Source organism: Nesterenkonia suensis (assembly GCF_054782935.1).
Genome location: NZ_BAAGRN010000011.1, coordinates 31546 through 55421, shown reverse-complemented (window position 1 = coordinate 55421; position 23876 = coordinate 31546). Strand labels below are relative to the sequence as shown.

21 protein-coding genes are annotated in these 23876 nt (G+C 69.7%); 6 read left to right on the top strand and 15 right to left on the bottom strand.

Annotation, left to right across the window (positions count from 1 at the left end):
• Positions 1-19: 19 nt before the first annotated feature.
• The 10 genes from ACYVKI_RS12790 to argC all read right to left on the bottom strand — a co-directional run bounded on the left by ACYVKI_RS12790 (position 20) and on the right by argC (position 12116).
• Positions 20-1369 carry a guanine deaminase gene (locus ACYVKI_RS12790; RefSeq protein WP_460690751.1) on the bottom strand — a complete coding sequence of 450 codons (1350 nt, stop codon included), beginning with the start codon at positions 1367-1369 and terminating at the stop codon, positions 20-22.
• Positions 1363-2187: a xanthine dehydrogenase accessory protein XdhC gene (xdhC, locus tag ACYVKI_RS12785; protein ID WP_460690750.1), complete on the bottom strand. Its 825-nt coding sequence runs from the start codon at positions 2185-2187 to the stop codon at positions 1363-1365. The genes ACYVKI_RS12790 and xdhC overlap by 7 nt, the downstream gene beginning before the upstream one ends.
• A 3-nt stretch (positions 2188-2190) precedes the next feature.
• Entirely contained in the window at positions 2191-4560 is a 2370-nt protein-coding gene (gene xdhB / locus ACYVKI_RS12780) for a xanthine dehydrogenase molybdopterin binding subunit (RefSeq protein ID WP_460690749.1), read from the bottom strand.
• Positions 4557-6092, bottom strand: coding sequence for a xanthine dehydrogenase small subunit (locus ACYVKI_RS12775; RefSeq protein ID WP_460690748.1), 1536 nt, complete (start codon positions 6090-6092; stop codon positions 4557-4559). Before ACYVKI_RS12775 ends, xdhB begins: the two co-directional genes overlap by 4 nt.
• A gap of 73 nt (positions 6093-6165) precedes the next feature.
• A complete protein-coding gene (locus ACYVKI_RS12770) occupies positions 6166-6696 on the bottom strand; it encodes an arginine repressor (RefSeq protein ID WP_460690747.1) in 531 nt (176 codons plus the stop codon).
• Complete coding sequence (argF, locus tag ACYVKI_RS12765) at positions 6693-7685, bottom strand: ornithine carbamoyltransferase (RefSeq protein WP_460690746.1); 993 nt, start codon at positions 7683-7685, stop codon at positions 6693-6695. Before argF ends, ACYVKI_RS12770 begins: the two co-directional genes overlap by 4 nt.
• Entirely contained in the window at positions 7682-8968 is a 1287-nt protein-coding gene (locus ACYVKI_RS12760) for an acetylornithine transaminase (protein ID WP_460690745.1), read from the bottom strand. The genes argF and ACYVKI_RS12760 overlap by 4 nt, the downstream gene beginning before the upstream one ends.
• Positions 8968-9909, bottom strand: coding sequence for an acetylglutamate kinase (argB, locus tag ACYVKI_RS12755; RefSeq protein ID WP_460690762.1), 942 nt, complete (start codon positions 9907-9909; stop codon positions 8968-8970). Before argB ends, ACYVKI_RS12760 begins: the two co-directional genes overlap by 1 nt.
• Before the next feature lie 12 nt (positions 9910-9921).
• On the bottom strand, positions 9922-11088 hold the full coding sequence (gene argJ, locus ACYVKI_RS12750) for a bifunctional glutamate N-acetyltransferase/amino-acid acetyltransferase ArgJ (protein WP_460690744.1): 1167 nt from the start codon (positions 11086-11088) through the stop codon (positions 9922-9924).
• Complete coding sequence (gene argC, locus ACYVKI_RS12745) at positions 11085-12116, bottom strand: N-acetyl-gamma-glutamyl-phosphate reductase (protein ID WP_460690743.1); 1032 nt, start codon at positions 12114-12116, stop codon at positions 11085-11087. Before argC ends, argJ begins: the two co-directional genes overlap by 4 nt.
• Positions 12117-12223: 107 nt before the next feature.
• On the opposite strand from argC, the gene ACYVKI_RS12740 reads away from it, so the two are divergent.
• Positions 12224-13231, top strand: a complete 1008-nt coding sequence (locus ACYVKI_RS12740) for a quinone oxidoreductase family protein (protein WP_460690742.1) — start codon at positions 12224-12226, stop codon at positions 13229-13231.
• Positions 13232-13367: 136 nt separating this feature from the next.
• Here ACYVKI_RS12740 and pheT read toward each other — a convergent pair whose 3' ends face one another.
• The 4 genes from pheT to ACYVKI_RS12720 all read right to left on the bottom strand — a co-directional run bounded on the left by pheT (position 13368) and on the right by ACYVKI_RS12720 (position 18311).
• Positions 13368-15911 (bottom strand): phenylalanine--tRNA ligase subunit beta, encoded by a 2544-nt coding sequence (gene pheT, locus ACYVKI_RS12735; protein WP_460690741.1) that lies wholly within the window; start codon positions 15909-15911, stop codon positions 13368-13370.
• A gap of 4 nt (positions 15912-15915) precedes the next feature.
• Entirely contained in the window at positions 15916-17016 is a 1101-nt protein-coding gene (pheS, locus tag ACYVKI_RS12730; protein ID WP_460690740.1) for a phenylalanine--tRNA ligase subunit alpha, read from the bottom strand.
• Positions 17017-17262: 246 nt separating this feature from the next.
• A complete protein-coding gene (locus ACYVKI_RS12725; RefSeq protein ID WP_460690739.1) occupies positions 17263-17763 on the bottom strand; it encodes an NUDIX domain-containing protein in 501 nt (166 codons plus the stop codon).
• The gene (locus ACYVKI_RS12720; protein ID WP_460690738.1) at positions 17760-18311 is read right to left on the bottom strand and encodes an SRPBCC family protein; all 552 of its coding nucleotides are present in this window, start codon (positions 18309-18311) and stop codon (positions 17760-17762) included. The genes ACYVKI_RS12725 and ACYVKI_RS12720 overlap by 4 nt, the downstream gene beginning before the upstream one ends.
• Positions 18312-18352: 41 nt before the next feature.
• Here ACYVKI_RS12720 and ACYVKI_RS12715 point away from each other — a divergent pair, with 41 nt between their 5' ends.
• The 4 genes from ACYVKI_RS12715 to ACYVKI_RS12700 all read left to right on the top strand — a co-directional run bounded on the left by ACYVKI_RS12715 (position 18353) and on the right by ACYVKI_RS12700 (position 22191).
• Complete coding sequence (locus tag ACYVKI_RS12715; protein WP_460690737.1) at positions 18353-18934, top strand: GNAT family N-acetyltransferase; 582 nt, start codon at positions 18353-18355, stop codon at positions 18932-18934.
• Between the two features lie 238 nt (positions 18935-19172).
• Entirely contained in the window at positions 19173-20789 is a 1617-nt protein-coding gene (locus ACYVKI_RS12710; protein ID WP_460690736.1) for an ABC-F family ATP-binding cassette domain-containing protein, read from the top strand.
• Positions 20782-21327 carry a GNAT family N-acetyltransferase gene (locus tag ACYVKI_RS12705; protein ID WP_460690735.1) on the top strand — a complete coding sequence of 182 codons (546 nt, stop codon included), beginning with the start codon at positions 20782-20784 and terminating at the stop codon, positions 21325-21327. The genes ACYVKI_RS12710 and ACYVKI_RS12705 overlap by 8 nt, the downstream gene beginning before the upstream one ends.
• Positions 21328-21663: 336 nt before the next feature.
• Complete coding sequence (locus ACYVKI_RS12700) at positions 21664-22191, top strand: O-acetyl-ADP-ribose deacetylase (RefSeq protein ID WP_460690734.1); 528 nt, start codon at positions 21664-21666, stop codon at positions 22189-22191.
• Between the two features lie 20 nt (positions 22192-22211).
• Here ACYVKI_RS12700 and ACYVKI_RS12695 read toward each other — a convergent pair whose 3' ends face one another.
• Complete coding sequence (locus ACYVKI_RS12695) at positions 22212-22799, bottom strand: mycothiol transferase (RefSeq protein WP_460690733.1); 588 nt, start codon at positions 22797-22799, stop codon at positions 22212-22214.
• Positions 22800-22885: 86 nt separating this feature from the next.
• Between ACYVKI_RS12695 and ACYVKI_RS12690 the strand changes: the two genes are divergently transcribed.
• Entirely contained in the window at positions 22886-23875 is a 990-nt protein-coding gene (locus ACYVKI_RS12690) for a helix-turn-helix transcriptional regulator (protein ID WP_460690732.1), read from the top strand.
• The last annotated feature ends 1 nt before the right edge of the window (position 23876 follow it).

Below are 23876 nucleotides of genomic sequence, written 5' to 3'. Positions count from 1 at the left end.
CAGGCCCCCTTCCGAAGGATCAGCCTGGCTCCTGACTGTCCGAAGACCCTGAGACGACGAGCTCGCCACCGATCCACACGGCATCGATGTCAGCCGGTGACCCCAGGCTGAAGATCTTGGCCACGACATCCTGCGCATCCCGCGCATGTCTGAGCACGGTCTCCATGGTCGTGCCGGCACGGGGTCGCAGCAGCACCGCGTCGAACTGCCGGCCCGCCGACAGGTCCCCCACCGTCTCAGCCAGCCCCATCGCCTGGGCTCCAGAACGCGTGGCCAGGTGCAGCAGGTCAGAGGGCGCCAGCTGCACCCCGTCGGCGCCGAGCAGCCGCTGGCCGAAGTAGGCCTGGAGCCCTTCCTGAAACAGCGAGAACCCGGAGCCCGCACCGACGTCCGACCCCAATGCCACCGGCACCCCGGCGGCGAGGTGCTGCTTCAGCGGGAACAGGCCGCTGCCCAGGGAGAAGTTCGAGGTCGGGCAATGAGCCGCAGACGTGCCGGTCTGGCCCATGCGCAACAGCTCGGCAGCCGTGGGATGGATGTTGTGAGCGAGCACCGAGCGCGGTCCTAACAGTCCGTGGCGGTCATAGGTGTCCACATAGTCACGAGCCTCGGGGAACAAGCGCCGGACCTCCCGGACTTCCTCCAGGTTCTCATTGACATGGGAGGTGAACCAGAGGCCCTGGCCCTCGGGCCGTCCGTCGCCGTCGACGGCCACCTCACACTGGAGGAGCGCGGCGCAGGAGGCCAGCATCTCCTCCCCCGCCGAGAGGGAGAACCGGGGCGTCACCGCATAGCGCAGCCGTCCGCGACCATGCCACCGTTCCGCGAGCGCACGCCCTGCCTCGAACGCCTGCGCCGGGCTGGTCAGCAGGCTCTCGGGAAGGACCCGATCGCTGACCACCAGTCCGGAGGTCATCCGCAGGCCGATCTGCTGCGCCTGAGCGAAGAGCACCTCCATCGCCTGGGGGAAATGCGAACCGAACACCAGCGCCGTGGTCGTCCCGGCCCGCACCAGACCGGTGAGGAACTCCTCGGCGACTCCGGCGGCGAAGGCGGCGTCGGCCATCCGCTGCTCCTCAGGCAGGGCACAGCGGTCCAGCCAGTCCAGCAAAGCCATCCCCAGCCCCCCGATGATGCGCACCTGGGGACAATGCACATGCGTGTCGATCAGGCCCGGCAGCAGGACCCCGTCCCGCAGATCCATCACCTGGTGGTCCGGGAAGTCCCGCCGCGCCGCGGCGAACCCGCTCCGTGCCAGGATCTCTCCGGCGCCGACGACGAGCGCACAGTCCTCATCGCTGCGCAGTCCCTCCGGGTCCCCCAGCGCCCCGGGGGTGTCGATGACCCTGCTGCGATAGATCGTCACCATCGTCCCCCGTCTGTCGACTCCACGGTCGGGCCCCGCCGACGGAGGTACTTCGCCGCCACGCCCACAGCGATGCTCGCAGGGTCCTTCCCGGGGATCTCCGGGGTCCCGAGGGGACACTCGATGCGGGCGATCTGCTCGGCCGAGTGCCCGTTCTCGCTCAGCCGCTTCCTGAATCTCGCCCATTTGGCCGCTGAGCCGATCAGTCCGACGTAGTCGAGGTCCTCCCGGTCCAGGGCGGCTTCGCAGAGGAACAGGTCCTCCGCGTGGTCGTGCGTCATGATCAGCACATGGGCTCCGGCCGGCAGGCTGTGGAGCACGGTCTCCGGCGCGGGCACGTGGTGGCCCGAAAGACGTGCCTTCCCGCCCCGGAGATCCTCCGCCTCCGCCAGACGGGCCCGGTCTTCGCGGCTGTCGATCAGGTGCAGGGAGATCGGCATCCGAGAGAAGATCCGTGCGACCTCGTAGCCGACATGGCCGAGGCCGAAGATCGCGACCGCCGGTGTGGCGGCGAGCCGTTCGAACAGCACGGACACCTGCCCTCCGCAGCACTGCCGACCATGGACGGCCGGAGCGTGCTCGGTCAGCGAGAGGTCGATGACCTGCGGTGCCTCGGCAGCAGAGCCGAGCATGTCTCGGGCATGGTCGACGGCGGTCTTCTCCAGGTTTCCCCCACCGATGCTGTCCCAGGCGCCGTCGCGGGAGACCACCATCTTGGCCCCGGCCTCACGCGGGGCATGGCCTCGTGTCCGCAGTACGGTGATGAGCACGCCCGGTTCGCCTCGCTCCGTGAGCTCTCCGACGGCCGCATGCCAGTCCATCGATCAGCCGCCCGTCGGCATGGTCGCCGAGGCACCAGACGATCCCGCCGAGGATCTCTCAGACGATCCCGCAGAGGCTGCCCTGACCGACTGCACCGCCCAATAGACCGCCTCGGGTGTGGCCGGGCTGGGCAGCTGCACCTCGGTCCCTCCGGGGCCGAAGGCCCCGGCCGCGGCGCGCAGGGCTTCGCGGACGCTGAAGGCCAGCATGAAGGGCGGCTCGCCCACGGCCTTCGAGCCGTAGACCGCCCCAGGTTCGGTCGCTCGTTCGTAGAGATGCACGCGGAACTCCTCGGGCATCTCGGAGAAGCTGGGCAGCTTATAGGTGCTCGCCGCCTGAGACAGCACCCGCCCCCGCCGCTCGGTCTCAGAGGTGTCCCACCGGAAGTCCTCCAGGGTCAGCCACCCGGCACCCTGCACGAAGCCTCCCTCGATCTGCCCCACGTCGATCATCGGCGACAGCGAATCTCCGACGTCGTGGACGATGTCAGTCCGCAGCAGCCGGTAGGCTCCGGTGAAGCCGTCGACCTCGACCTCGCTGACAGCTGCCCCGTAGGCGAAGTACTTGAACGGCTCCCCCTGCATCCGCGCCGCATCCCAGTGGATGCCCTCAGTGCGGTAGTAGCCGGCGGCGAAGAGCTGGACACGCTGCAGATAAGCCTCCTTGACCACTTCGACGAACCTCAGTGCCTCCCTCTGCCCCACAGCCCGCACCTGACCGGACTCGAAGCGGACGTCCCGGGCGTTCACCCCCAGACGCTGTGAGGCCACCTCGGCCAGACGGCCACGGACCTGCTCACAGGCATTCTTGACTGCTCCACCGTTGAGGTCCGCCCCGGAACTGGCCGCGGTCGCCGACGTGTTGGGCACCTTGTCCGTCCGGGTCGGCGCCAGGCGCACCTGATGCAGCGGGACGCCCAGAGCGGTGGCGGCGACCTGACGCATCTTCGTGTGGAGCCCCTGGCCCATCTCGGTGCCACCGTGGTTGATCAGCACCGAGCCGTCCTTGTAGACGTGGACCAGAGCCCCGGCCTGGTTGAATGCGGTGAAGTTGAAGGAGATCCCGAACTTCACCGGCGTCGCCGCCAGCCCTCGCTTCAGGTGCTGATGCGTGGCGTTGAACTCCGCGATCTCTGCGCGCCGACGCGGGACCTCCGCCCGCTGATCCAGCTGCTGCCAGATGTCGCCGATCCGCTCGGCGTGGCGCACCGGCTGACCATAGGGGGTCATGTCACCGGAGCGGTAGAGGTTGCGCCGGCGCAGCTCATCAGGTTCCAGACCCAGTCGCGGCGCGCACCGTCCCAGGATGTCCTCGATGATCAGCATGCCCTGCGGTCCGCCGAAGCCTCGGAAGGCCGTCTGAGAGGTCTTGTGCGTCTTCGCGATCCGGCCCAGGACCTCCACATCGCGGATGAGATAGGCGTTGTCGAGATGACACAGGGCACGGGAGAGCACCGGCTCCGACAGATCCAGCGCCCACCCGCCGTCGGAGGTGATCACCGCGCTGAGTCCGAGCAGGTGCCCCTCCTCGTCGAAGCCGACCTCCCATTCGGCTGCGAACGGATGGCGTTTGCCTGTCATGGTCATGTCCTGGGTGCGGGTGAGCCGCAGGCGCACCGGGCGGCCGGTCCGGACCGCGCCGAGCGCGGCCACGGCGGCCAATCCGTGCGGCTGCATCTCCTTGCCGCCGAAGCCCCCGCCCATGCGCAGCGACTGGACGGTGACCTCGTGGGAGGCCAGGCCCAGCACATGGGCGACGATCTCCTGAGTCTCAGTGGGGTGCTGGGTGGAGGAATGCACCATGACCTGTCCCGCCTCGTCCACCGCAGCGAAGGACGCATGCGTCTCCAGGTAGAAGTGGTCCTGCCCACCGCACTCGGCGTGTCCGGTGAAGCGGTGCGGCGCGGCCTGCAGGGCCGCTGAGGCGTCGCCTCGGCTGAGCACCAGCTGCCGGCCCTGGAAACTCTCTGCGGCGATCGCCTCATCGATGGTCACCAGGGCGGGCAGGGGCTCGTAGTCGATCTGCACGGCCTCGGCACCCAGCCGGGCCGCCTCCTCCGTCTCGCCGAGCACCCAGCACACCGCATGGCCGTGATACATGACCTCGGCGGGGAAGAGGGGTTCGTCCCCCTTCACCCCGGCGTCGTTGGTGCCGGGAACCTCAGCAGCGGTGAGCACCTCCACCACCCCGGAGATCCGGCGCGCGTCGTCGGTGTCCACTGACACCACCCGCGCATGGGCATACGGCGCCTGCACCGGCCAGGCGTGCAGCGCCCGGGAGTCACGGACTGCGAGATCGTCGGTGTACAGGGCCCGTCCGGTGACATGGAGTGCAGCACTCTCATGGGGTTCCGGGGAACCGACGCTGCTCATGACCGCACCTCCTGGTGATCCCCCGTCTGATGTGCGGCATGGAATCTGTGCAGGGTCTGTTCGAGCATCGCTGCCCGATACCGGGCGCTGGCCCGCAGATCATCCATCGGAGTACCCTCCTCCCCCATGATCCGGGCTGCTTCCTGGATCGTCTCCGCTGCCCACGGCCTGCCGATCAGCGCCTGTTCCGTGGAACGGGCGCGCAGCGGGATGGCCGCGATCCCGCCGAGCCCGATGCGGGCCTGGGTGATGGTGCCGTCGGTGATCTCCACGGCGATGCCGACCGCCACCGAGGAGATGTCGTCGAAGCGGCGCTTGGCGACCTTGTAGAACGCGACGTGCTCCAGCAGGGGACGCCGGATCCTCACACTGCGGATCAGCTCACCGGGCCCCAGGACGGTCTGCCGATATCCGGTGAAGAAGTCCGCCAGGGCCACCGTGCGCTCTCCTTCGGCCGAGGAGAGCACCAGCTCCGCGTCAAGGGCCAGCAGCGCCGGGGCGGCATCCCCGATCGGCGAGGCCGTGGCCAGGTTGCCGCCCAGAGTCGCCGTGTTCCTGATCAGCCGTGAGGCGAACTGCGGGAAGAGCTCGGCCAGCAGGGGCACACGGCCCTCCAAGGCCCGTTCCACCTCGGAGAGTGTCGCGCCCGCCCCGATCTCGACGAGGTCCTCCTCCCAGCTGATCCGGCGCAGCTGCTCGAGATGATCGATCGCCAGGATCTTCTGCGGCCGGGAATGCCGGATGTTGCGCTCAACGCCCAGATCGGTCGCCCCGGCCACCAGCACTGTGCCGGGATCCTCGGCCAGCCGCTGCAGCGCCTCGGCGAAGCTCGCGGGCCTGCGGAACTCCGCACCGTCACCGGTGAGCAGGGTGGGCTGCGGAGCCGGCGCCGGACTGCCCTGCCGCTGCCGCAGCGGATCCTGCTCCTGGGCCGCGCCCAACGCATAGGCGGCGTCGCGGATCGGGCGATACCCCGTACAGCGGCAGAGGTTGCCGCTGAGGGCGTGCAGGTCGAAGCCGTTCGGCCCGTGGTCTGCCGGACGGTCCTCCCGGCTGGCGGGGCTCCGCCCGGGTCGGTAATACTCCGCCGCCATCGAACAGACGAAACCGGGAGTGCAGTAGCCGCACTGAGACCCACCACGCCGGACCATCTCCTGCTGCACCGGGTGCAGCTCCTCGGCGACTTTCCCGGCGGTCCCCTGCGGAGCTTCCTGCGCGGCTTCCTGCGCGGCTTCCTGCGGGACCGGCGGAGCGGATGTCGCGTCGGCGAGGCCCTCGGCGGTGACCACCTCCTGGCCGTCGAAGGCCGCAGCCGGTGGCAGGCAGGCGTTGATCGCCGTCCACCGTGACCGGTGCCCTCCGTCCGGCCGCACCACCAGCACGGCGCAGGCTCCACACTCTCCCTCGGCGCAGCCCTCCTTGGCGCCGGTGAGTCCACGCCCCCTCAGCCAGTCGAGGAGGTTGACCCGGGGAGAAGGCTGGTCTTGGGACTCGTCGTGCCCGTTGACCCTGAGCTGCCAGGTCTTCGTCATGCCGTCCCCCTGTGTCGCCTGCACGATGAGACCAGCATCACACAGCGAGGCAGTCATTGGAACCCCGGTTTCGTCATGTGGAGTCTGGGGCGTATGTCTCTCCCTCAGCGAAACCGCGGAACCGTGCGGCGACCTCTGCCCCGCCGTCGGGCCGGGTGGTGACCACCATGATCGTGTCGTCCCCGGCGATCGTGCCCAAGACTTCCTTCAGGCCGGCATGGTCCACTGCACTGGCCAGGAACTGCGCCGCACCCGGAGGGGTCCGCAGGATGACCAGGTTCGCGCTGGCCTCGGCGGAGACCAGCAGGTCGCGACAGAGTCCCACCAGCCGCGCCAGCGTGGTGGCCTCGGTCTGATCAGCCTGCAGCTCCCGCTCATGGCCCTCCCCGGGCACCGCGTAGATCAGCCCGCCGTCGGCCGCACGCACCCGCGCCGCGCCGATCTCCACCAGGTCACGGGACAGCGTGCCCTGGGTGACCCGCACACCCTCCTCGGCCAGCTGTTCGACCAGCTCGGCCTGCGACCGGATGGAACCACGGGTGATCAGCTCGCGGATCTTCGCGTGCCGGGCGGTCTTGGTGGTCGGGGCGGCGTGGCTGCTCATCGGCGACCGATCTCCCCGCCCTGTTCCGCCGCTCGGACCTGTGCCGCAGTGGTCTCGTCGGTCAGGCCGGACTCCACCAGAAGCCACGCCATCAGCGCCTTCTGCGCGTGAAGCCTGTTCTCGGCCTCATCCCACACCACCGACTGCGGACCGTCGATGACCTCACCGCTGATCTCCGCCTCCCGATAGGCCGGCAGGCAATGCAGCACGATCGCCCCCTCGGCGGCGCGAGCCATCGCCGCGGAGTCGACGCGGTAGTCCCCGAAGAGTCGCAGCCGCTGCTCCTTCTCGTCTTCCTGCCCCATGGAGATCCAGGTGTCCGTGGCGACGACGTCGGCGCCCTCCAGCGCCCGGGCGACCTCGGTGGTGATGGTCACCGTGCCGCCGGTGCGCTCGGCCCGCCGACGGGCCGCGGCGACGACCCGCTCTTCGGGCAGGTACCCCTCGGGGCCCGCGATGCGCACGTCCATGCCGGCGTTGACCCCGGCCAGCAGGTAGGAGTTGGCCATGTTGTTGGCGGCATCTCCCAGATAGGCCAGAGACCGCCCGCCCAGGTCCCCCAGGTGTTCCCGGACGGTGAGCAGGTCGGCCAGCAGCTGGCAGGGGTGGTAGTCGTCGGAGAGCGCGTTGATCACCGGCACCCGGCTGTTCTCCGCCATCTCCTCCAAGCCGGACTGGGCGTAGGTGCGCCAGATGATCAACGAGACCATGCGCTCCAGAACCTTGGCCGTGTCCGCGATCGACTCCTTGTGGCCCAGCTGGGACTCCCCCGGGTTCACGATCAGCGGCGCCCCGCCCAGCGCCGAGATCCCTGCGGCGAAGGAGATCCGGGTGCGGGTGGAGGTCTTGTCGAAGAACACCGCCGCGGTCTGCGGGCCGGTCAGCGGGGCCACCGCATAGGGGTCGGCCTTCAAGGCCTCGGCCAGGGTGAGCACCCGGACCAGCTCCTCGGGACTGAGATCCAGGTCGGACAGGAAGTGGCGGGTCATGAGTTCTCCTTCGCGGCGCGGTGGATCCCGTCGAGGGCCTCCACGAAACGCATCATCTGGTCTTCGGTGATGGTCAGCGGCGGAGCCAGTCGCAGAGTCCGAGGGCCGGTGGCGTTGATGATGAATCCGGCCTCCAGCGCCTGAGCGACCATGGCGGGCGCCAGCGGAGCGGAGTCCGCGGAGCCGGCGTCGTCAGCAGCGTCAGCAGCGTCAGCAGCGTCGACGTCGAACCCGACCAGCAGGCCATGGGCGCGCACCTCGGTGACCATCTCCAGCTGCTCCAGGGCTGCCGCTGTAGCCGCTCCCACCCGACGGACGTTCTCCAGCACCTCGCCGGACTCCAGCGCGTGGATTGTCGCCAGCGCGGCGGCGGTGGCCACCGGATTGCCGCCGAAGGTGGTGCCGTGGTCCCCGGCGGAGAGCAGACCGCTGACCTGCTCACCGAAGGTGATCAGCGCGCCGATCGGGAATCCGCCGCCGAGCCCCTTGGCCAGGCTCATCGCGTCCGGCTCGACACCGGTGGAGGCGAACCACTCGCCGGTCCGCCCCACTCCGGTCTGCACCTCGTCGACGATCATCAGTGCCCCGGCCTCACGGGTGATCTCCCGGACCGCCTGCAGATACCCCTCCGGCATCCCCCGGACCCCCGCCTCACCCTGGACGGGCTCGACGACGACGGCGGCCACAGTGGAGTCCACGGCGGCGCGCAGCGCCTCCACATCCCCGGCGGGAACCCAGTCGACCCCGCCGGGCAGCGGTTCGAAGGGCTGCCGGTGCGCAGGCTTCCAGGTCATCGCCAGTGCGCCCATGGAGCGGCCGTGGAAGCCCTCCTGCAGGGCGACGATCCGTGGGCGGTCCCCGCCTCCGTGCCGCCGGGCCAGCTTGAAGGCGGCCTCGTTGGATTCCGTGCCGGAGTTGGTGAAGAAGACCTTGGATCCCTCCGGCGCCCGGGTGAGCTGCAGCAGCTTCTCCGCCAGGGCGATCTGCGTGGGGCTGGTGAAGAAGTTGGAGATGTGGCCCAGGGTCGCCGCCTGGCTGGCCACCACCGAGGTCACCGACGGATGGGCGTGGCCCAGTGCGTTGACGGCGATTCCCGCCAGCAGATCGAGATATTCGCGCCCGTCGGCGTCCCAGACGGTGACACCGGAACCGCGCACCAACACCCGCTGCGGCGTGCCGAAGACGCCCAGCAGCGAGTCCCGATACCGGCTGAGCAGGACCTCCCCGGCCTCGGCTGCGGCCAGCGACGCGGTGGTCAGCTCGTCAGAGGACAGCTCGGCCATCAGGACTCCTCTCCGTCCGGGACCACCTGGGTGCCCACCCCTTCGGTCGTGACGATCTCCAGCAGCATCGAATGCGGCTCACGGCCGTCGACGATGTGCGCCCGCGGCACCCCGCCCTCCACGGCGGTCAGTGCGGCGGTCATCTTCGGGATCATGCCGGACTGCAGGTCGGGCAGCATGCCCCGCAGGTCCGAGGCGCTCAGCGACGAGATCAGTGAGTCTCGATCCGGCCAGTCTGCATAGAGCCCCTCGACATCGGTGAGCATCACCAGCTTGGCGGCCCCCAACGCGGAGGCGACGGCCGCGGCGGCGAGGTCGGCGTTGACGTTGAGCACCTCACCGGTGGGCTGGCCCGCCTCGTCGAACTCCGGGGCGATCGTGGAGATGACAGGGATCCGCTTGGCCGCGAGCAGGTCCTCCACCGCGGCGGGGTTGACCCCGGTGACCTCGCCGACGAGCCCGAGGTCGATCTCCTGACCCTCGATGACCGCGGTCTTGCGGCGGGCGCGCAGCAGGGCGGCGTCCTCCCCCGAGAGCCCCACCGCGTAGGGGCCGTGGCTGTTGATCAGGCCGATGAGCTGACGGCCCACCTGCCCGGTGAGCACCATGCGGACCACGTCCATCGCCTCCGGGGTGGTGACCCGGTAGCCGGCGCGGAACTGCGACTCCACGCCGACGGTCTCCAGCATGGCGTTGATCTGCGGGCCCCCACCATGGACCACCACCGGGTTGACCCCGACATGGCGCAGGAAGACCACGTCCTCAGCGAAGGCGCGGCGCAGGTCGTCGTCGACCATGGCGTTGCCTCCGTATTTGATGACGATGGTCTCCCCGGCGAACTTCTGCATCCAGGGCAGCGCCTCGATGAGGGTCGCGGCCTTCGCCCCGGCGTCGGCCCGCGGGTCCCGCTCGCGGGGCTGCAGGCTGGTGGTCTTCTCGATCACGGGTTCCCCTCAGGTGGAGTAGGCGCTGTTCTCATGCACGTAGTCATGCGTGAGGTCATTGGTGAGGATGGTGGCTTGGGAGACCCCTGCCTTGAGGTCGATGGTGACCTCGACCGTCCGGCCGGAGAGGTCCACCCCGGCACGGTCCTCGCCGATTCCCCCGCTCCGGCAGATCCACACCCCGTTGACGGCCACGTCGATCGTGGCGGGGTCGAAGGCGACCTCCGTGGTGCCCACTGCGGAGAGGATCCGCCCCCAGTTGGGGTCCTGGCCGAAGATGGCAGTCTTGAACAGGTTGGAGCGCGCCACCGCCCGTCCGGCGGTCTCAGCGTCGTCCTCACTGGCGGCGTTGACAGTGGTGATGGCGATCTCGTGGTGGGCGCCTTCGGCGTCAGCGATCAGCTGCGCCGCCAGGTCCTGACAGACTGCGGTCAGCGCGGCCTGAAACTCGGCCAGATCGACTCCGGAGGCGTCGGCCTGCGGATGGGCCCCGGAGGCCATCGCGATGACCGTGTCGTTGGTGGACATGCAGCCGTCCGAGTCGGCCCGGTTGAAGCTCACCCGGACCGCCTCGCGCAGGGCGGCGTCCAGATCCGGCTGGGCGAGCACGGCGTCAGTGGTGATGACCGAGAGCATCGTCGCCATGCCCGGGGCCAGCATGCCGGCTCCCTTGGCCATACCGCCGACCACGAAGCCGTCCCCCTGGACCCGAGCCGTCTTGGAGACGCTGTCAGTCGTGCGGATGGCGTCCGCGGCGGCCGCGGAGGCGGCGTCGTCGTCCGCGAGTGCGGCCACCGCCGCATCGACACCGGGCAGCAGGGCGCCCATGTCCAGCCGCTCACCGATCAGCCCGGTGGAGCAGACCAGCACGTCCTGGGCGGAGAGCTCGAGCGCCTCGGCCACACGCTCGGCGGTGTGATGGGTGTCGGCGAAACCCGCCGGGCCGGTGCAGGCGTTCGCGCCGCCGGAGTTGAGCACGACGGCGTCGGCGCGGCCGTCGCTGATCGCCTGCCGGGACCACAGCACCGGCGCGGCGGCGACCCGGTTGCTGGTGAACACGGCGGATGCGTGCCGCAGCGGACCGGTGTTCACCACCAGGGCGAGATCGCGTCCGGACGACTTCAGCCCGGAGGTGACGCCTGCGGCGGTGAAGCCGGCGGCTGCGGTGACGCTCATGGGGAGACTCCCAACAGATTCAGCCCGGTGGTCTCCGCGAGACCCAGGGCGAGGTTCATGGACTGGACGGCACCGCCGGCGGTGCCCTTGGTGAGATTGTCACTGGCGGAGACCACGATGACACGCCCGGCGTGCTCGTCCACAGCCAGCTGGACGGTGACGTGGTTGGAGCCGATGACCTGCTTGGTGGCCGGCCACTGCCCCTCGGGCAGCAGATGGACGAAGGGCTCGTCGTCGTAGCGGGCGGCGTAGGCCTCCCGCAGGGAGGCGGCGGTCGCCCCCTCGGCCAGCCGCGCAGTGGAGGTGGCCAGGATCCCACGGGCCATCGGGGCCAGTGTCGGGGTGAAGGAGACCTGCACCTCAGTGCCGGCGACTCCGCTGAGCCCCTGTTCGATCTCGGGGGTGTGTCGGTGGACCCCGCCCACCCCGTAGGGACTCATGCCGCCCATGGTCTCGGAGCCCAACAGGTGGGGTTTCAGCGCTTTCCCGGCCCCGGAGGTGCCGGTGGCGGCGACGATGACGACGTCGGTCGGCTCGACGAGACCTGAGGCGAAGGCCGGGGCCAGGCCCAGCAGAATGGTGGTGGGATAGCAGCCGGGCACGGCGACCCGCTGCGCGGAGACGAGCTTCTCCCGCTGGCCGGGCAGCTCCGGCAGACCATAGGGCCAGGCGCCATGGTGCTCGGATCCGTAGAAGGCCTTCCAGGCTGCGGCCGACTCCAGGCGGTGGTCAGCGGCGGCGTCGATGACCAGCACGTCGTCGTCGAGCCGGGCGGCGATCTCGGCGCTGGCACCGTGCGGCAGCGCGAGGAACACGACATCATGGCCGGCGAGGTTCTCCACAGTGGTCTCGACGATGGTCTTCTCCGCCAGCGTGCGCAGATGCGGCTGCACCGAGCCCAGCAGCTCCCCTGCCGAGGAGTGCGCCGTGACGGCACCGATCTCGACCTCAGGGTGGCCCAGGAGCAGGCGTAGAACTTCGCCGCCGGCGTAGCCGGAGGCGCCGGAGACGGCGATCGAATAGCTCATGACCGGCAGTCTACGCACATGTATGCACTGGAATCAATATTTATGCATTGAGGTGTCGGTGAGGAATGCGTTCTTCATGTCCAGCCGACTTCGATAGTCTGACCCGCATGAACGAACAGAGCGTCTTCCCCGAGGACCTGCCCAGCGTCGCACGCGTCACGCGCGCCGAGCAGCCCGGCGGAACTGAAGTGTTCAGCACGGTCGAGGTCTCCCTGCCCGCGCCCGGCCCGGGCCAGGTGCTGGTCGAGACGCGGGCCGCCGGCGTGAACTTCATCGAGACCTATCAGCGCAGCGGGGTCTACCCCGTGGAGTATCCCTTCGTCCCCGGCACCGAGGGTGCCGGCATCGTCATCGCCCACGGCGACGGCGTCGACGGCCCGGAGATCGGTCAGCGCGTGACCACCACCGAGGCCGCCTCCGGCACCTACGGCTCGCATTTCCTGGTCGACGCCGCCAAGGCCGTCGTCATCCCCGACGACGTCTCCGACGAACAGGCGGCGGCACTGCCCCTGCAGGGAGCCACCGCCCACTATCTGATCAACTCCACCTACCGCGTCGCCCCCGGAGAGACGGTGCTCACCCACGCCGGCGCCGGGGGTGTCGGCCAGATCCTCACCCAGCTGCTCAAGGCCAAAGGGGCCCGGGTCATCACCACCACCTCCACCCCGGAGAAGGCCGAGATCGCCCAGGCCGCCGGGGCGGACTATGTGCTGAGCTACGACACCTTCGCTGAGCAGGTCCGCGAGATCACCAAGGGTGAGGGCGTCTCGGTGGTCTACGACGGCGTCGGCAAGGACACCTTCACCGGCTCGCTGGAGAGCCTGGGAGTCCGCGGGACCCTCGTGCTCTTCGGGGGGTCCTCCGGCCAGGTCCCGCCGTTCGACCTGCAGGAGCTCAACCGGCGCGGAGGCCTCTTCGTGACCCGGCCGGCGCTGCACTGGTACCTGCGCAACGCCGAGGAGCGCGCCTGGCGGTTCTCCGAGCTCTTCAAGTCGCTCGCCGAGGGTGATCTCAGGCTGAGCATCGGCGACACCTACCCGCTGGCCGAGGCGGGGCGCGCCCACGACGATCTGGAGAATCGCCGAACCACCGGCAAGCTGCTGCTGACCCCCTGAACGCACGCCCGCATCATGGGCCCGCCTGCGACGACGGCCCCTCTCCCTGGTGATCCAGGGCGAGGGGCCGTCGTCGCAGGCGGCGAGGCGTACGGCAGGCGTACAGCGTTATGCTCTGTGCGGCGACCTGCCGCTGTCAGCGCTGGACGGCGCCGTACCGTTCAGCGGCCAGGGCCACCGCGGCACCGCGCGCCGCGGAGGCCTCGTCCGCGGTGAGAGTCCGATCCGCCGCCCGGAAACGCAGAGCGAAGGCCAGCGACTTGCTGCCCTCACCGATGCCTTCCCCGGAGTAGACGTCGAAGAGTTCGATGTCCTCCAGGAGCTCTCCAGCACCTGCGGTGAGTGCGGACTCCAGCTCACCGGCCGGCAGAGACTCGTCCACGATGAGCGAGACGTCCTGCGTGGAGGCGGGGAACGCCGAGATCGGCTCAGCGACGACCTTCTCCGGCGCGGAGGCCAGCACGGCGCTGAGGTCAAGCTCCATCGCTGCAGTGCGCGCCGGAAGGTCCCACTCCTGGACGACCTTCGGATGCAGCTCCCCGGCGTGGCCGACGACGGCTCCGTCGACCACCAGCTCGGCAGTGCGCCCCGGATGGAACGCCTGGTGGCGCCCCTGCCGGACGGTGAGGTCGACGCCGACCAGCTCGGCCGCGGTCCGCGCAGCCTCGACGGCGTCGGCCCAGTCCCGCGCCCGACCCGGCTGCCCCGGCGCGACGGCAGGCTCAGAGCCGGCCAGCGCGACAGCCAGATGCCACGGCTGGTGCGGGATGCCGGCGTCGAGCACGGCGAGGGTCTCCGACTCGGGGCGGGCTCCCAGCGGCGGGAGGGACGGGGCGCCGACGGTCTCGCCCGGCAGGTAGACGAGCCCGGCCTCATAGAGGGCGGGCTCGCCGAAGCCGCGGGAGACGTTGCGGCGCAGCGTGTCCAACAGTCCGGGCAGCACACTGGTGCGCAGAGTGCCGTGCTGGGAAGCGATCGGGTTCGCCAGGCGCAGCATCGTCCGGTCGCCGTCTCCCGGGGTGCCGAAGAGCGTGTTGGCCTCCTCCGAGTGGAAGGGGTAGCTCAACGTCTCGGTGAACCCTGCGGCGGCCATCCCGCCGAGCACCTGCCGACGGCGCTGCTGCTCACGGGTCAGGCCGCGGCCGGCCGGAGCCACCGGCAGGCGGGACGGAATCTGGTCATATCCGGTCAGCCGGGCGATCTCCTCGACCAGGTCCTCGCCGATCGTGAGGTCAGGCCGCCAGCTGGGCGGGGTGACACGCAGCCGCGAGCCGTCGTCGCCGGGCTCGACCACGGCGCCGATCTCCTCGAGGGTCCCGATGACCTGATCGCGGGGGATCGCCACCCCGGTCAGCCGCTGCGGCAGCGTCGGGTCGAAGGTGATGGGCTGGGGCAGCACCGGGCCGCCCGCATCGGTGACCGCCCCGGTGTCCGTTCCGCCGGCCAGCTCCACCAGCAGGTCCACCACCCGCTGGGCCGCCAACGGCGGGAGCAGCGGATCCACCCCCCGCTCGAAACGTTTGGACGCCTCGGAGGGAAGCTTATGCCGACGCTTGCTGCGGCTGACGGTGATCGGATCGAAATGGGCAGCCTCCACGACGACTGTGGAGGTGGTGCTGCCCACTTCGGTGCGGGCCCCGCCCATCACCCCGGCGATGCCGATGGGCCCGGCCTGATCGGCGATGACCAGGTCCTCGGGGTCCAAGGTGCGGACCTTCTCGTCCAGAGTGGTGAGCTGCTCCCCCGCGGCGGCACGGCGGACGACGATGCCGCCGTCGAGAGTGGCCGCGTCGTAGCAGTGGTTGGGCTGCCCCAGCTCGAGCATCACGTAGTTGGAGATGTCCACCGGAAGCGAGAGGGGGCGCATCCCGGCCAGCCGCAGTCGGGCCGCCATCCATGGCGGGGTGGGTGCCTGCGGGTTGATCCCGGTGACCGTGTGCGTGACGAAGCGGCTGCAGCCGGCCACCCCGTAGATCGGCGACTGATCGGCGAGGGTGACCTCGTGGCCGGGCCGGACGGCGCCGTCGGCGCTGATCTGCTCGGCAGGATCGACGAAGGGCGTCCCGGTGGCGTGGGCGTATTCGCGGGCCACACCCCGGATGGAGAACGCGTACCCGCGGTCCGGGGTCACGTTGATCTCCGCCGCCGTATCACGCAGGCCGAGCAGCTCCAGGGCGTCCGAACCGATCTCCGGATCCAGACCCAGCGTGGAGAGCACGAGGATGCCGTCGTGGTCCTCCCCGATGCCGAGCTCCCGGACCGAGGCGATCATTCCGGCGGAGACATGCCCGTAGGTCTTGCGGGCGCTGATCCGGAAGTCACCGGGCAGCACCGCGCCGGGCAGGGTCACCACGACCTTGTCTCCGACCTCGAAGTTGTGCGCCCCGCAGACCACGCCCTGGACGCCGTCGGGTGAGATGCCCTCGCCGGTGAGGGTCTGCTGCTGCCCCTCGGGGACGACGCGGACCTGGCACCAGTTGATGGTCTTGCCGTTGCTCTGCGGCTCCGGGGACTTCTCCAGGACCTCGCCGACGACGATCGGTCCGGAGATCTCGTCGGCGGGACGGTGGACGTCCTCCTCCTCGAGCCCGACACGGACCAGATCGGCCATGAGGTCCTCGGGAGTGGCGTCCACCGGGAGCTGAGTGTGTTCACGAAGCCATGACAGGGGGATGCGCATGTCTTCAGACCTCCATTCCGAAGTGCTGGCTGAAGCGGACGTCGCCTTCGATCATGTCGCGCATGTCGGAGACGTCGTTGCGGAACATGAGCGTGCGCTCCACGCCCATGCCGAAGGCGAAGCCGGTATGGATCTCCGGGTCCACTCCGGCGGCGCGCAACACGTTCGGGTGGACCATGCCGCAGCCGCCCCACTCGATCCACTGCGGGCCTCCCTTGGCCCCGGGGTGCCAGATGTCCATCTCGGCACTGGGCTCGGTGAACGGGAAGAAGGAGGGGCGCAGGCGGATGGCGGCCTCGGGGCCGAACATCTGCCGGGCGAAGTGCTCCAACGTGCCGCGCAGGTCGGCCATGGTCAGACCCTTGTCCACGGCGAGGCCCTCGAACTGGTGGAACACCGGGGTATGCGTGGCGTCGAGTTCGTCAGTGCGGAACGTCTTGCCGGGGCAGAGCACGTAGACCGGCAGCTGACGCTCCAGCAGCGAGCGCACCTGCACCGGAGAGGTGTGGGTGCGCAGCACCAGGTGCGAGTCCGCGGGCTCGATGAAGAAGGTGTCCTGCATCTCGCGCGCCGGATGGTCCGGGTCGAAGTTCAGGGCGTCGAAGTTGAACCACTCAGACTCGACCTCGGGCCCTTCGGCGATCTCCCAGCCCATGCCGACGAACACGTCGCTGACCCGCTCCTGCAACACGGTCAGCGGGTGGCGGGCGCCGGCAGGGCGGCGGCGAAGCGCAGCGGTGACGTCGACGGTCTCCTCGACGAGGATCCGCTCGGCGTGCTCGGCCTCGAGCACCTCGGTGCGCGCCGCCAGGGCCTTCTGGATCCTGCCGCGGGCGCCGCCGAGCAGCTTGCCGGCATCCTTCTTGCCCTCCTTCGGGAGATCCTTGATCTGCCGGTTGGCCAGCGTGATGGGGGCCTTCTCACCGGTGTGCGCGAGCCGGGCTTCCTTCAGCTGCTCGAGATCGGAGGCCTGGTCGAACGCCGCGCGGGCCCTCTGGACGCAGGCCTCGACGGCAGCTTCGTCGAGCGGGTGCGGCACGGCGCCGTCGACATCGGGCGCAGCCTCCTGCTCCCGGGTCTCCGGAGTGGTGTCAGTGCTGGACATGCTTCTCCAACTGTCAGCGGGCGGGGGACGATCCCGCTCAGTTTATGCGGTTCGTGGTGACCCTGCCGAGTTGAGTCATGAACGACCCTCGGAGCGGCTCTCGAACCAGTGTTCTGACAGTTTTCTCACAGACTCCCGAGATAGAATATATATTCGATAGAGAGCCCAGAAGGCTTGCAGCCCCCCTAGAATACGTGTTCTAATGGCAGAGCGCGATGGGAAGCGCGACGCGCGCAGAAGCCCTCCTCACTGCTTCTGCGCGCGTCTCCCATGTCTGGGGTCTTCGTGGCCACATCCTCCGTCGCCGAAGCGGCGCAGCAGCTCAGCCACGATCGGGCGGTCCGCCGGGATCCACGGGTGATCGACCAGCTCCGGAGTGAGCGACGCCCAGTCGAGACGATCATGGTCCTGCAGCGGCCACGGGTGACCGTCGACGATCTCCCCGAGGAACAGGCGCATCACCGCAGGGCCGGCGAGCCTCCAGCCCAGGCCCGGCAGATACTCTCCACCCTGGCCTGTGACCTCCTCGCCGAGGAGGATCCCGACGCCGAGCTCCTCGGCGATCTCGCGATGCGTGGCCTCTTCCGCACTCTCCCCCGGCTCCAGTTTGCCGCCGGGGAACTCCCAGAGGCGTCGGACCGATGCGGGCTGGGTCCTGCGGGCGATGAGCATCTCCGCCACGCCGTGGTCAGGCCGCCGAATCAGCGCCGCCGCGACGATGGTCTTGAGCTGCGACGTCGGCGTCACGCCGACTCGGCCAGCGTCTTCAGCCGGCTGATGGAGGCGGCCAGCATCTCCGCAGACGTGCTGCGAGCGCGCTGGACACGTGCCGGGTCGTCCAGCTGCGACCAGTCATAGGTATGCGTGACCTCCACAGCGCCCGAAGAGAGCTGGGCCAGGGACCACCGCCAGAGGTGGCCGGCTGGCGGCTCTCCCATCGTGGAGGGCTTCCAGGCCACCAGCTCGCCGTCGAGGAACTCGACCACGTGGTTCTCGCGGGTCTTGCCGTTGGTCAGCGTCATGCGGAAGACGTCTCCCACCCCGGTGACACGTTGGCCGGGCTCGGCATGGGAGAGGTTGCTGTTGCCGTCCCACTCGACCTGACGGGCAGGGTCGGCGATGAGCTCGAAGATCTCGGAGGCGGGCGCGTCGATGACGTCATGGGCGGTCACGACCCGTCCACAGTGGTCCGGGTCGTAGGCCAGGTCCTCAGCGCCGTTCTCGCCATAGGCGGCACACTCGCGCGGCGCCTGACCGGCGCCCTGATGGTGGGATCCCCCCTGCTCTGCGCTCATACGCTCCAGACTACGCGAACCCGCCGGTAGGGTCAGGAGCCATGGGTGAATTTGACGAGCTGAGGAACTGGGCCGCGAGCCTGCTCAAGGGAGACAAGGTGGCGCTGCGCGCCACGACCGAGGACGACCTGCCGGTGCTGGCCGAGTGGTGGAACGAGCCAGACGTCGCACTGTTCCAGCAGACACGGATCGTCCAGCAGCCCCAGGCCCAGGTGCGGGAGCTGATCTCCACCTGGGCACGGAACGACTCCCCCGGCGCCGTCGGCTACACGGTCACCCGGGTCGACGACGGCGCGGTGGCCGGACACATCTCCCTCCACGGTCTCAGCGTGCCAGCGCGCATCGCGACCCTGGGCGTCGTGCTCGGTCCACCCGCCCAGGGCCAGGGCCTCGGCGAGGAGGCGGCGCAGCTGATGCTGCGGCTGGCCTTCGACGAGATGGGCGCCCGGAAGGTGGAGCTCACCGTCTTCTCCTTCAATGCCCGCGCCATCGGCCTCTACGAGAAGCTTGGCTTCAGCGTGGAGGGCCGCCGTCGGGAGTCCGTCCTCCACCGGGGGCGGTTCCATGACGAGGTCTCCATGGGGCTGCTGGAGTCCGAGCATCGGGCCTGGTCTTCGTCCTGATCCGGGGGTATTCTGAATTCGGCCCTGTCGTCGACCACGAGGTGACCGGTGAAGAACTGACGTCTGAGACCTGTGCAGTGCGGCCGCTGAGAAGCGGCACGAACACTGTGCTCTCTGACGGTTCGGTGCTTCACCTGCGTTCGGTCCCTTCTGCGGCACGACGCCCTCGGCCCGGCAGCCGCCCCGCTGTGCAGCGTCTCCACGCATCCCCCGCCCCTGCGCACCCCGGAGACTCCTCATGTTGCACACCACTGGTGCTCTGACCTGCACCGATCTCATCTTTCGCTGGCCTGACGGCCACACGATCCTCGACGGCGTCACGTTCAGCCTCGGCCCTGGGCGTCACGGGATCGTCGGCGACAACGGCGCCGGAAAGTCGACGCTGCTGAAGATCATCATGGGGGAGCTCGCCCCCACGGGGGGCCATGTCCGGCTCTCTGGCGAGCTCGCGAGCCTCCCCCAGGATCCGGCCATCCACCCTCGACGTCGGGTCTCGGCCCTGCTCGGCGTCGAGGCGACCCTGTCGGCGCTGCGCCGGATCGAGGCCGGTTCGGTGGAGGTCCGAGACTTCGACCTCGTCGGCGAGGACTGGGACATCGATCAGCGACTCACCGCCGCTCTGTCTCGCATCGGCCTCGAGGGTATCGACCTGGACCGGCCTGTCGGTTCGCTCTCCGGCGGGGAGCTGATGCTGCTCAGCCTCAGCGCGCGGCTGCTGCGGCGCCCCGACGTGCTGCTGCTCGATGAGCCGACGAACAGCCTCGACGCCGCGGCTCGGGGCCGCGTCCATGACCTCATTCTGGACTTCCCGGGCACCCTGGTGGTGGTCAGCCATGACCGTGACCTGCTCGAGCGCGTGGACAGCATTGCAGAGGTCCGCGACGGCGACCTCCACTGGTACGGAGGGGGCCTGTCGCTGTTCGAGGCGGCAGTGGCCGCCGACCAGGAGGCGGCCGCCCAGGCCGTGGCGACGGCGCAGTCCGAGATTCGGCGACAGCAGCGCGACCTGACCGCCCAGCACACCAAGCAGGCCCGACGGGACCGTCAGGGACGGAAGAAGGCGGACAGTCTGCCGACCATCGTCGCCCACGCCTACCGGCGTCGCGCCGAGGAGTCGGCGGGTCGGCTCAAGGCCCTGCACGAGGGCCGACTCGATGAAGCCAGGGAGACCCTCCAGTCGGCAGAGCGCCGGGTCCGGGACGACGCAGAGATCCGCATCGACCTGTCGGACACCGCCGTTCCCGCCAGTCGGGACGTCCTGCGAGCCCGGGCGCTCCGTCCGGCCTACGGCTCGGCGGTGCTGGATCTGATGCTGCGCGGACCCGAGCGCGTGGCGCTCACCGGTCCCAACGGAGTGGGCAAGACGTCCCTGCTGCGCTGCCTCTTCGGGCAGGAGGATCCTGCCGATGGCGAGGCTGAGCTGCTGGTGCCGCACCGCGTGCTGCCGCAGGACCTCCAGGTGCTGGACCCCGGGCTGAGCGTGCTGGAGAACGTGCGCCACCACGCACCGCAGGCCGACCCCACTCGGGTCCGGCACCAGCTGGCACTCTTCCTCCTGCGGGGTGACGCCGTCCACCAGCCGGCAGGCAGCCTCTCCGGCGGCGAACGCTGGCGGGCGACACTGGCCTGTCTGCTGCTGGCCGAGCCCGCTCCCCAGCTGCTGATCCTCGACGAACCGACCAACAACCTGGACTTCGCCAGCGTGCGGCACCTGATCCAGGCCCTGCAGTCCCATCAAGGGGCCCTTCTGCTGGTCAGCCACGATGAGCACTTTCTGGAGCAGCTCGACCTGGACCGCAGGATCCCTGTCACTGACGGGAACACCCACCACGAGAGGACGACCCACGATGCCTGAGCTCCGACTGCTGGTGACCGGCGATGCGCCGCAGGTGCTCGCCGCCTTCGACTCCGACCCGGCCATGTCCCGCCAGGGCGAGGTGTCCGACCTGGCCTCGGCGGAGGCCTACATCCGCGCCGTCACAGACGCCGGAGCAGGACGGCTTGCCTTCGCCGTCGATGTCGGCGGCTCGCCCGTCGGGCTGGTGGGCCTGAGCATCGACCGGGCGAATCGGGTGGGGTGGTTCTTCTACTGGATGCACCGGGATCACCGGGGTCGTGGGCTGATGACGACAGCCGCTCGGTCTGTGGCCGATTGGGCGCTGACGCCCACAGACCAGGGTGGCGGCGATCTTCACCGCCTGGAGCTGGGCCACCGACGCAACAATCCGCGCTCTGGTGCGATCGCCCGCGCGGCAGGCTTCGTCCAGGAGGGCCTGGAGAGGGAGAAATTCCTGGTCGCCGGAGTCCGCGTGGACGTGCTGACCTGGGGTCGACTCCGTGATGATCCAGTTCCTCTGGATGACAGGATGATCATCAACACGAAAGCAACATAATTGTTGCGAACTGCTGAATCCGTTTTGCCAGGATGGGTCCGTCGCCGCCGATGCGGTGGACGAGACGACATCGACATCCTGACGAAAGGTGCTTCACCGTGATCTCTGGTCTGCTCGACACTGTCCTGGCCATCGCCGGAGGATTGACCGACACGATCCTCGACCTGCTGGCCGGCCTGGGACTCTGAGCCCTTCCATCAGCTGCACTGTGCCGTCCCCACCGCCGAGCGCCACGCCCAGCCGTGGGGAAGGCCCAGGCATGAGCTGCCCCGCCACCGGACGCCGTGACGTTCACGGACGGTGCCATGTCGTTCCGACGAGAACTACTCTGGCCCTATGCGTATCACCGTGGTCGACGGCGACATCACCGAGCAGGACGTGAGCGCGATCATCAACGCGGCGAACTCCTCCCTGATGGGCGGGGGCGGCGTGGACGGCGCCATCCATCGCGCGGCCGGCCCGGAACTCCTTGAGCACTGCCGGACGCTGCGGGCGCACCACTGGCCTGAAGGACTGCCTCCCGGCCGGGCGGCGTCCACTCCGGCAGGTCAACTGCCTGCCGACTGGGTCATCCACACGGTAGGACCGAACCGCCACGCCGGCGAGACCGACCCGTCCGTGCTGGTCTCCTGCTTCCGGGACTCCCTACTGGAGGCACTGCGCCTGGGTGCTGACAGCGTCGCCTTCCCGGCCATCGGCGCCGGCGTCTACGGGTGGGAGGCCGACGACGTCGCCCAGGCCGCCCGGCTCGCTCTCACCGAGGCCCCCGGCCGCTGGGACGCGCTCGAGGAGGTCCGCTTCGTCCTGTTCTCCGCGCCGGTGGCCGACACCTTCCGCGAGCGCCTCTCCGACCTCTGCGCGTGATCACAGGCCGCAGCGGACGATCATCCCGCGTACTCGGCCCAGTCGAAGGTCTCCCCGACGTCCCGGGCGTTGAGCGCATAGGCGATCTGTCCGTCCAGGTGCTCACGAATGATGTCCGCGTGTCCCGCATGCCGCGCGACTTCGGCCACCAGGTGATGGGCCACCCAGCGGACGTTCCACGACTCGAGCTCCTTCGGGAACCAGGGAGCCTCCGGGATCGGCACCCGCGCGTCGAAATCCGCGTCCGCCAGCACGGGACGGACCAGATCCCGCGCCGTCGCCAGACGGTCACGCAGCTGCGTGCCGGTCTCCTCAGGGACCTCCTCGCCGGTCCAGAACCCGTCGAAGCCCAGGGCGAAGGCCTCCTCGGCAAGCCCACTGTCCGGCTCGGCGACACCGTGGACGTAGACATGATGCAGCCAGCGGACCACGGTCTGCGCCACATGGGCGATCAGCCCGCCCATGCTCAGAGCGCCGGCGGTGGGGGCCGCACGCAGCTGGGCGTCGTCCAGGTCCAGAGCGGCGATGCGCAGCTGCTCCAGCTGCTGGACGGCATAGATGGCACAGGCGTCCCGCTCATCGGTCACCTCGGCGGTCAGGAAGGGCATGACGGTCTCCTCTCGGGGTAGGTGCGACTCAGTGTTCCCGCTCATGCGGACAGATACTGTCCGCATCCTGCGAGTACTGTGGAGACATGCCCCACGACACCACCGACCCCACGCGCCGTGCCCTGCAGATCCTCGGCTTCATGCAGGCGCGCTCCTCGGCCAGCGCCGAGGAGATCGCCGAGCGGCTGGGCGTCACCACGCGCACCGTGCGCCGTGACGTCCAACGGCTGAGAGAACTCGGGTACGTGATCGAGTCGACAGCCGGACAGGGCGGCGGATACCGCCTCGTCGCAGGGGCCGACCGTCCACTGCTGGTCCTGGAGCCGGAGGAGGCCTCCGCCGTCGTGATCGGCCTGGCCCACCTGACGGACCTCGGCCTGTCCGGCCTCGAGGATGCGGCGCTGTCCGCCCTGGCCAAGGTCAGCCGCACGATGCCCCCGCAGGTGTCTGCGGCCGCGGAGAAGGTGCGGCGCGGCACCGCCGTCATCGGAAACCGCGACGCCGGGACCCCGGTGGAACATGTGGCGCGGCTGGCCGAGGCCTCGGCGGAACGCCGCACCGTCACCTTCGCACACCGCCGAGACGGCAGCCCCACCGGCCGCCGGGTGGACCCCTACCGCGTGGTCTCCTTCGCGGGGCGCTGGTACCTGTTCGCCTGGTGCCACCTGCGCCGAGACTGGAGGACCTTCCGGGTCGACCGGATCAGCGACCTGCATGTGACCACGCTGCGCTACAGCGCGATCCCGTCCCCGGACCCCGTGGCCACCGTGAAGGAGGCCGTGCTGCGCTCCCCCTACGCCCTGGTGGCACGGGTGATCGTGGAGGCCCCCGCGGACCAGGTCCGCGCCCGGGTCTCGCCGCATGCCGCCGACGTCGCCCCCGCCGGTCCGGACCGTTGCCTGATGACCGTGGGCGCCGACGAGGCCGAATGGATCGCCGTGCACCTGGCGGAGCTGAAGCTGCCGCTGCAGGTGGTCGATCCCCCGGAGGTGCTGGACGCGATCCACCGGCTCGGCCACGATCTGATCTCAGTGTCCGCCTCCGCTGAACCTGACGTGGCGCGCATCATAGACTGAC

Bases quoted from the DNA above. Each gene is read 5' to 3' on its own strand.
- pheS (WP_460690740.1), bottom strand. From the start codon at position 17,016: ATGTCCAGCACTGACACCACTCCGGAGACCCGGGAGCAGGAGGCTGCG.
- ACYVKI_RS12715 (WP_460690737.1), top strand. From the start codon at position 18,353: ATGGGTGAATTTGACGAGCTGAGGAACTGGGCCGCGAGCCTGCTCAAG.
- ACYVKI_RS12710 (WP_460690736.1), top strand. From the start codon at position 19,173: ATGTTGCACACCACTGGTGCTCTGACCTGCACCGATCTCATCTTTCGC.
- ACYVKI_RS12760 (WP_460690745.1), bottom strand. From the start codon at position 8,968: ATGGCCGAGCTGTCCTCTGACGAGCTGACCACCGCGTCGCTGGCCGCA.
- xdhB (WP_460690749.1), bottom strand. From the start codon at position 4,560: ATGAGCAGCGTCGGTTCCCCGGAACCCCATGAGAGTGCTGCACTCCAT.
- ACYVKI_RS12740 (WP_460690742.1), top strand. From the start codon at position 12,224: ATGAACGAACAGAGCGTCTTCCCCGAGGACCTGCCCAGCGTCGCACGC.
- ACYVKI_RS12770 (WP_460690747.1), bottom strand. From the start codon at position 6,696: ATGAGCAGCCACGCCGCCCCGACCACCAAGACCGCCCGGCACGCGAAG.
- argF (WP_460690746.1), bottom strand. From the start codon at position 7,685: ATGACCCGCCACTTCCTGTCCGACCTGGATCTCAGTCCCGAGGAGCTG.
- ACYVKI_RS12700 (WP_460690734.1), top strand. From the start codon at position 21,664: ATGCGTATCACCGTGGTCGACGGCGACATCACCGAGCAGGACGTGAGC.
- ACYVKI_RS12790 (WP_460690751.1), bottom strand. From the start codon at position 1,369: ATGGTGACGATCTATCGCAGCAGGGTCATCGACACCCCCGGGGCGCTG.
- ACYVKI_RS12705 (WP_460690735.1), top strand. From the start codon at position 20,782: ATGCCTGAGCTCCGACTGCTGGTGACCGGCGATGCGCCGCAGGTGCTC.
- ACYVKI_RS12695 (WP_460690733.1), bottom strand. From the start codon at position 22,799: ATGCCCTTCCTGACCGCCGAGGTGACCGATGAGCGGGACGCCTGTGCC.
- xdhC (WP_460690750.1), bottom strand. From the start codon at position 2,187: ATGGACTGGCATGCGGCCGTCGGAGAGCTCACGGAGCGAGGCGAACCG.
- argC (WP_460690743.1), bottom strand. From the start codon at position 12,116: ATGAGCTATTCGATCGCCGTCTCCGGCGCCTCCGGCTACGCCGGCGGC.
- ACYVKI_RS12775 (WP_460690748.1), bottom strand. From the start codon at position 6,092: ATGACGAAGACCTGGCAGCTCAGGGTCAACGGGCACGACGAGTCCCAA.
- argJ (WP_460690744.1), bottom strand. From the start codon at position 11,088: ATGAGCGTCACCGCAGCCGCCGGCTTCACCGCCGCAGGCGTCACCTCC.
- ACYVKI_RS12720 (WP_460690738.1), bottom strand. From the start codon at position 18,311: ATGAGCGCAGAGCAGGGGGGATCCCACCATCAGGGCGCCGGTCAGGCG.
- ACYVKI_RS12690 (WP_460690732.1), top strand. From the start codon at position 22,886: ATGCCCCACGACACCACCGACCCCACGCGCCGTGCCCTGCAGATCCTC.
- pheT (WP_460690741.1), bottom strand. From the start codon at position 15,911: ATGCGCATCCCCCTGTCATGGCTTCGTGAACACACTCAGCTCCCGGTG.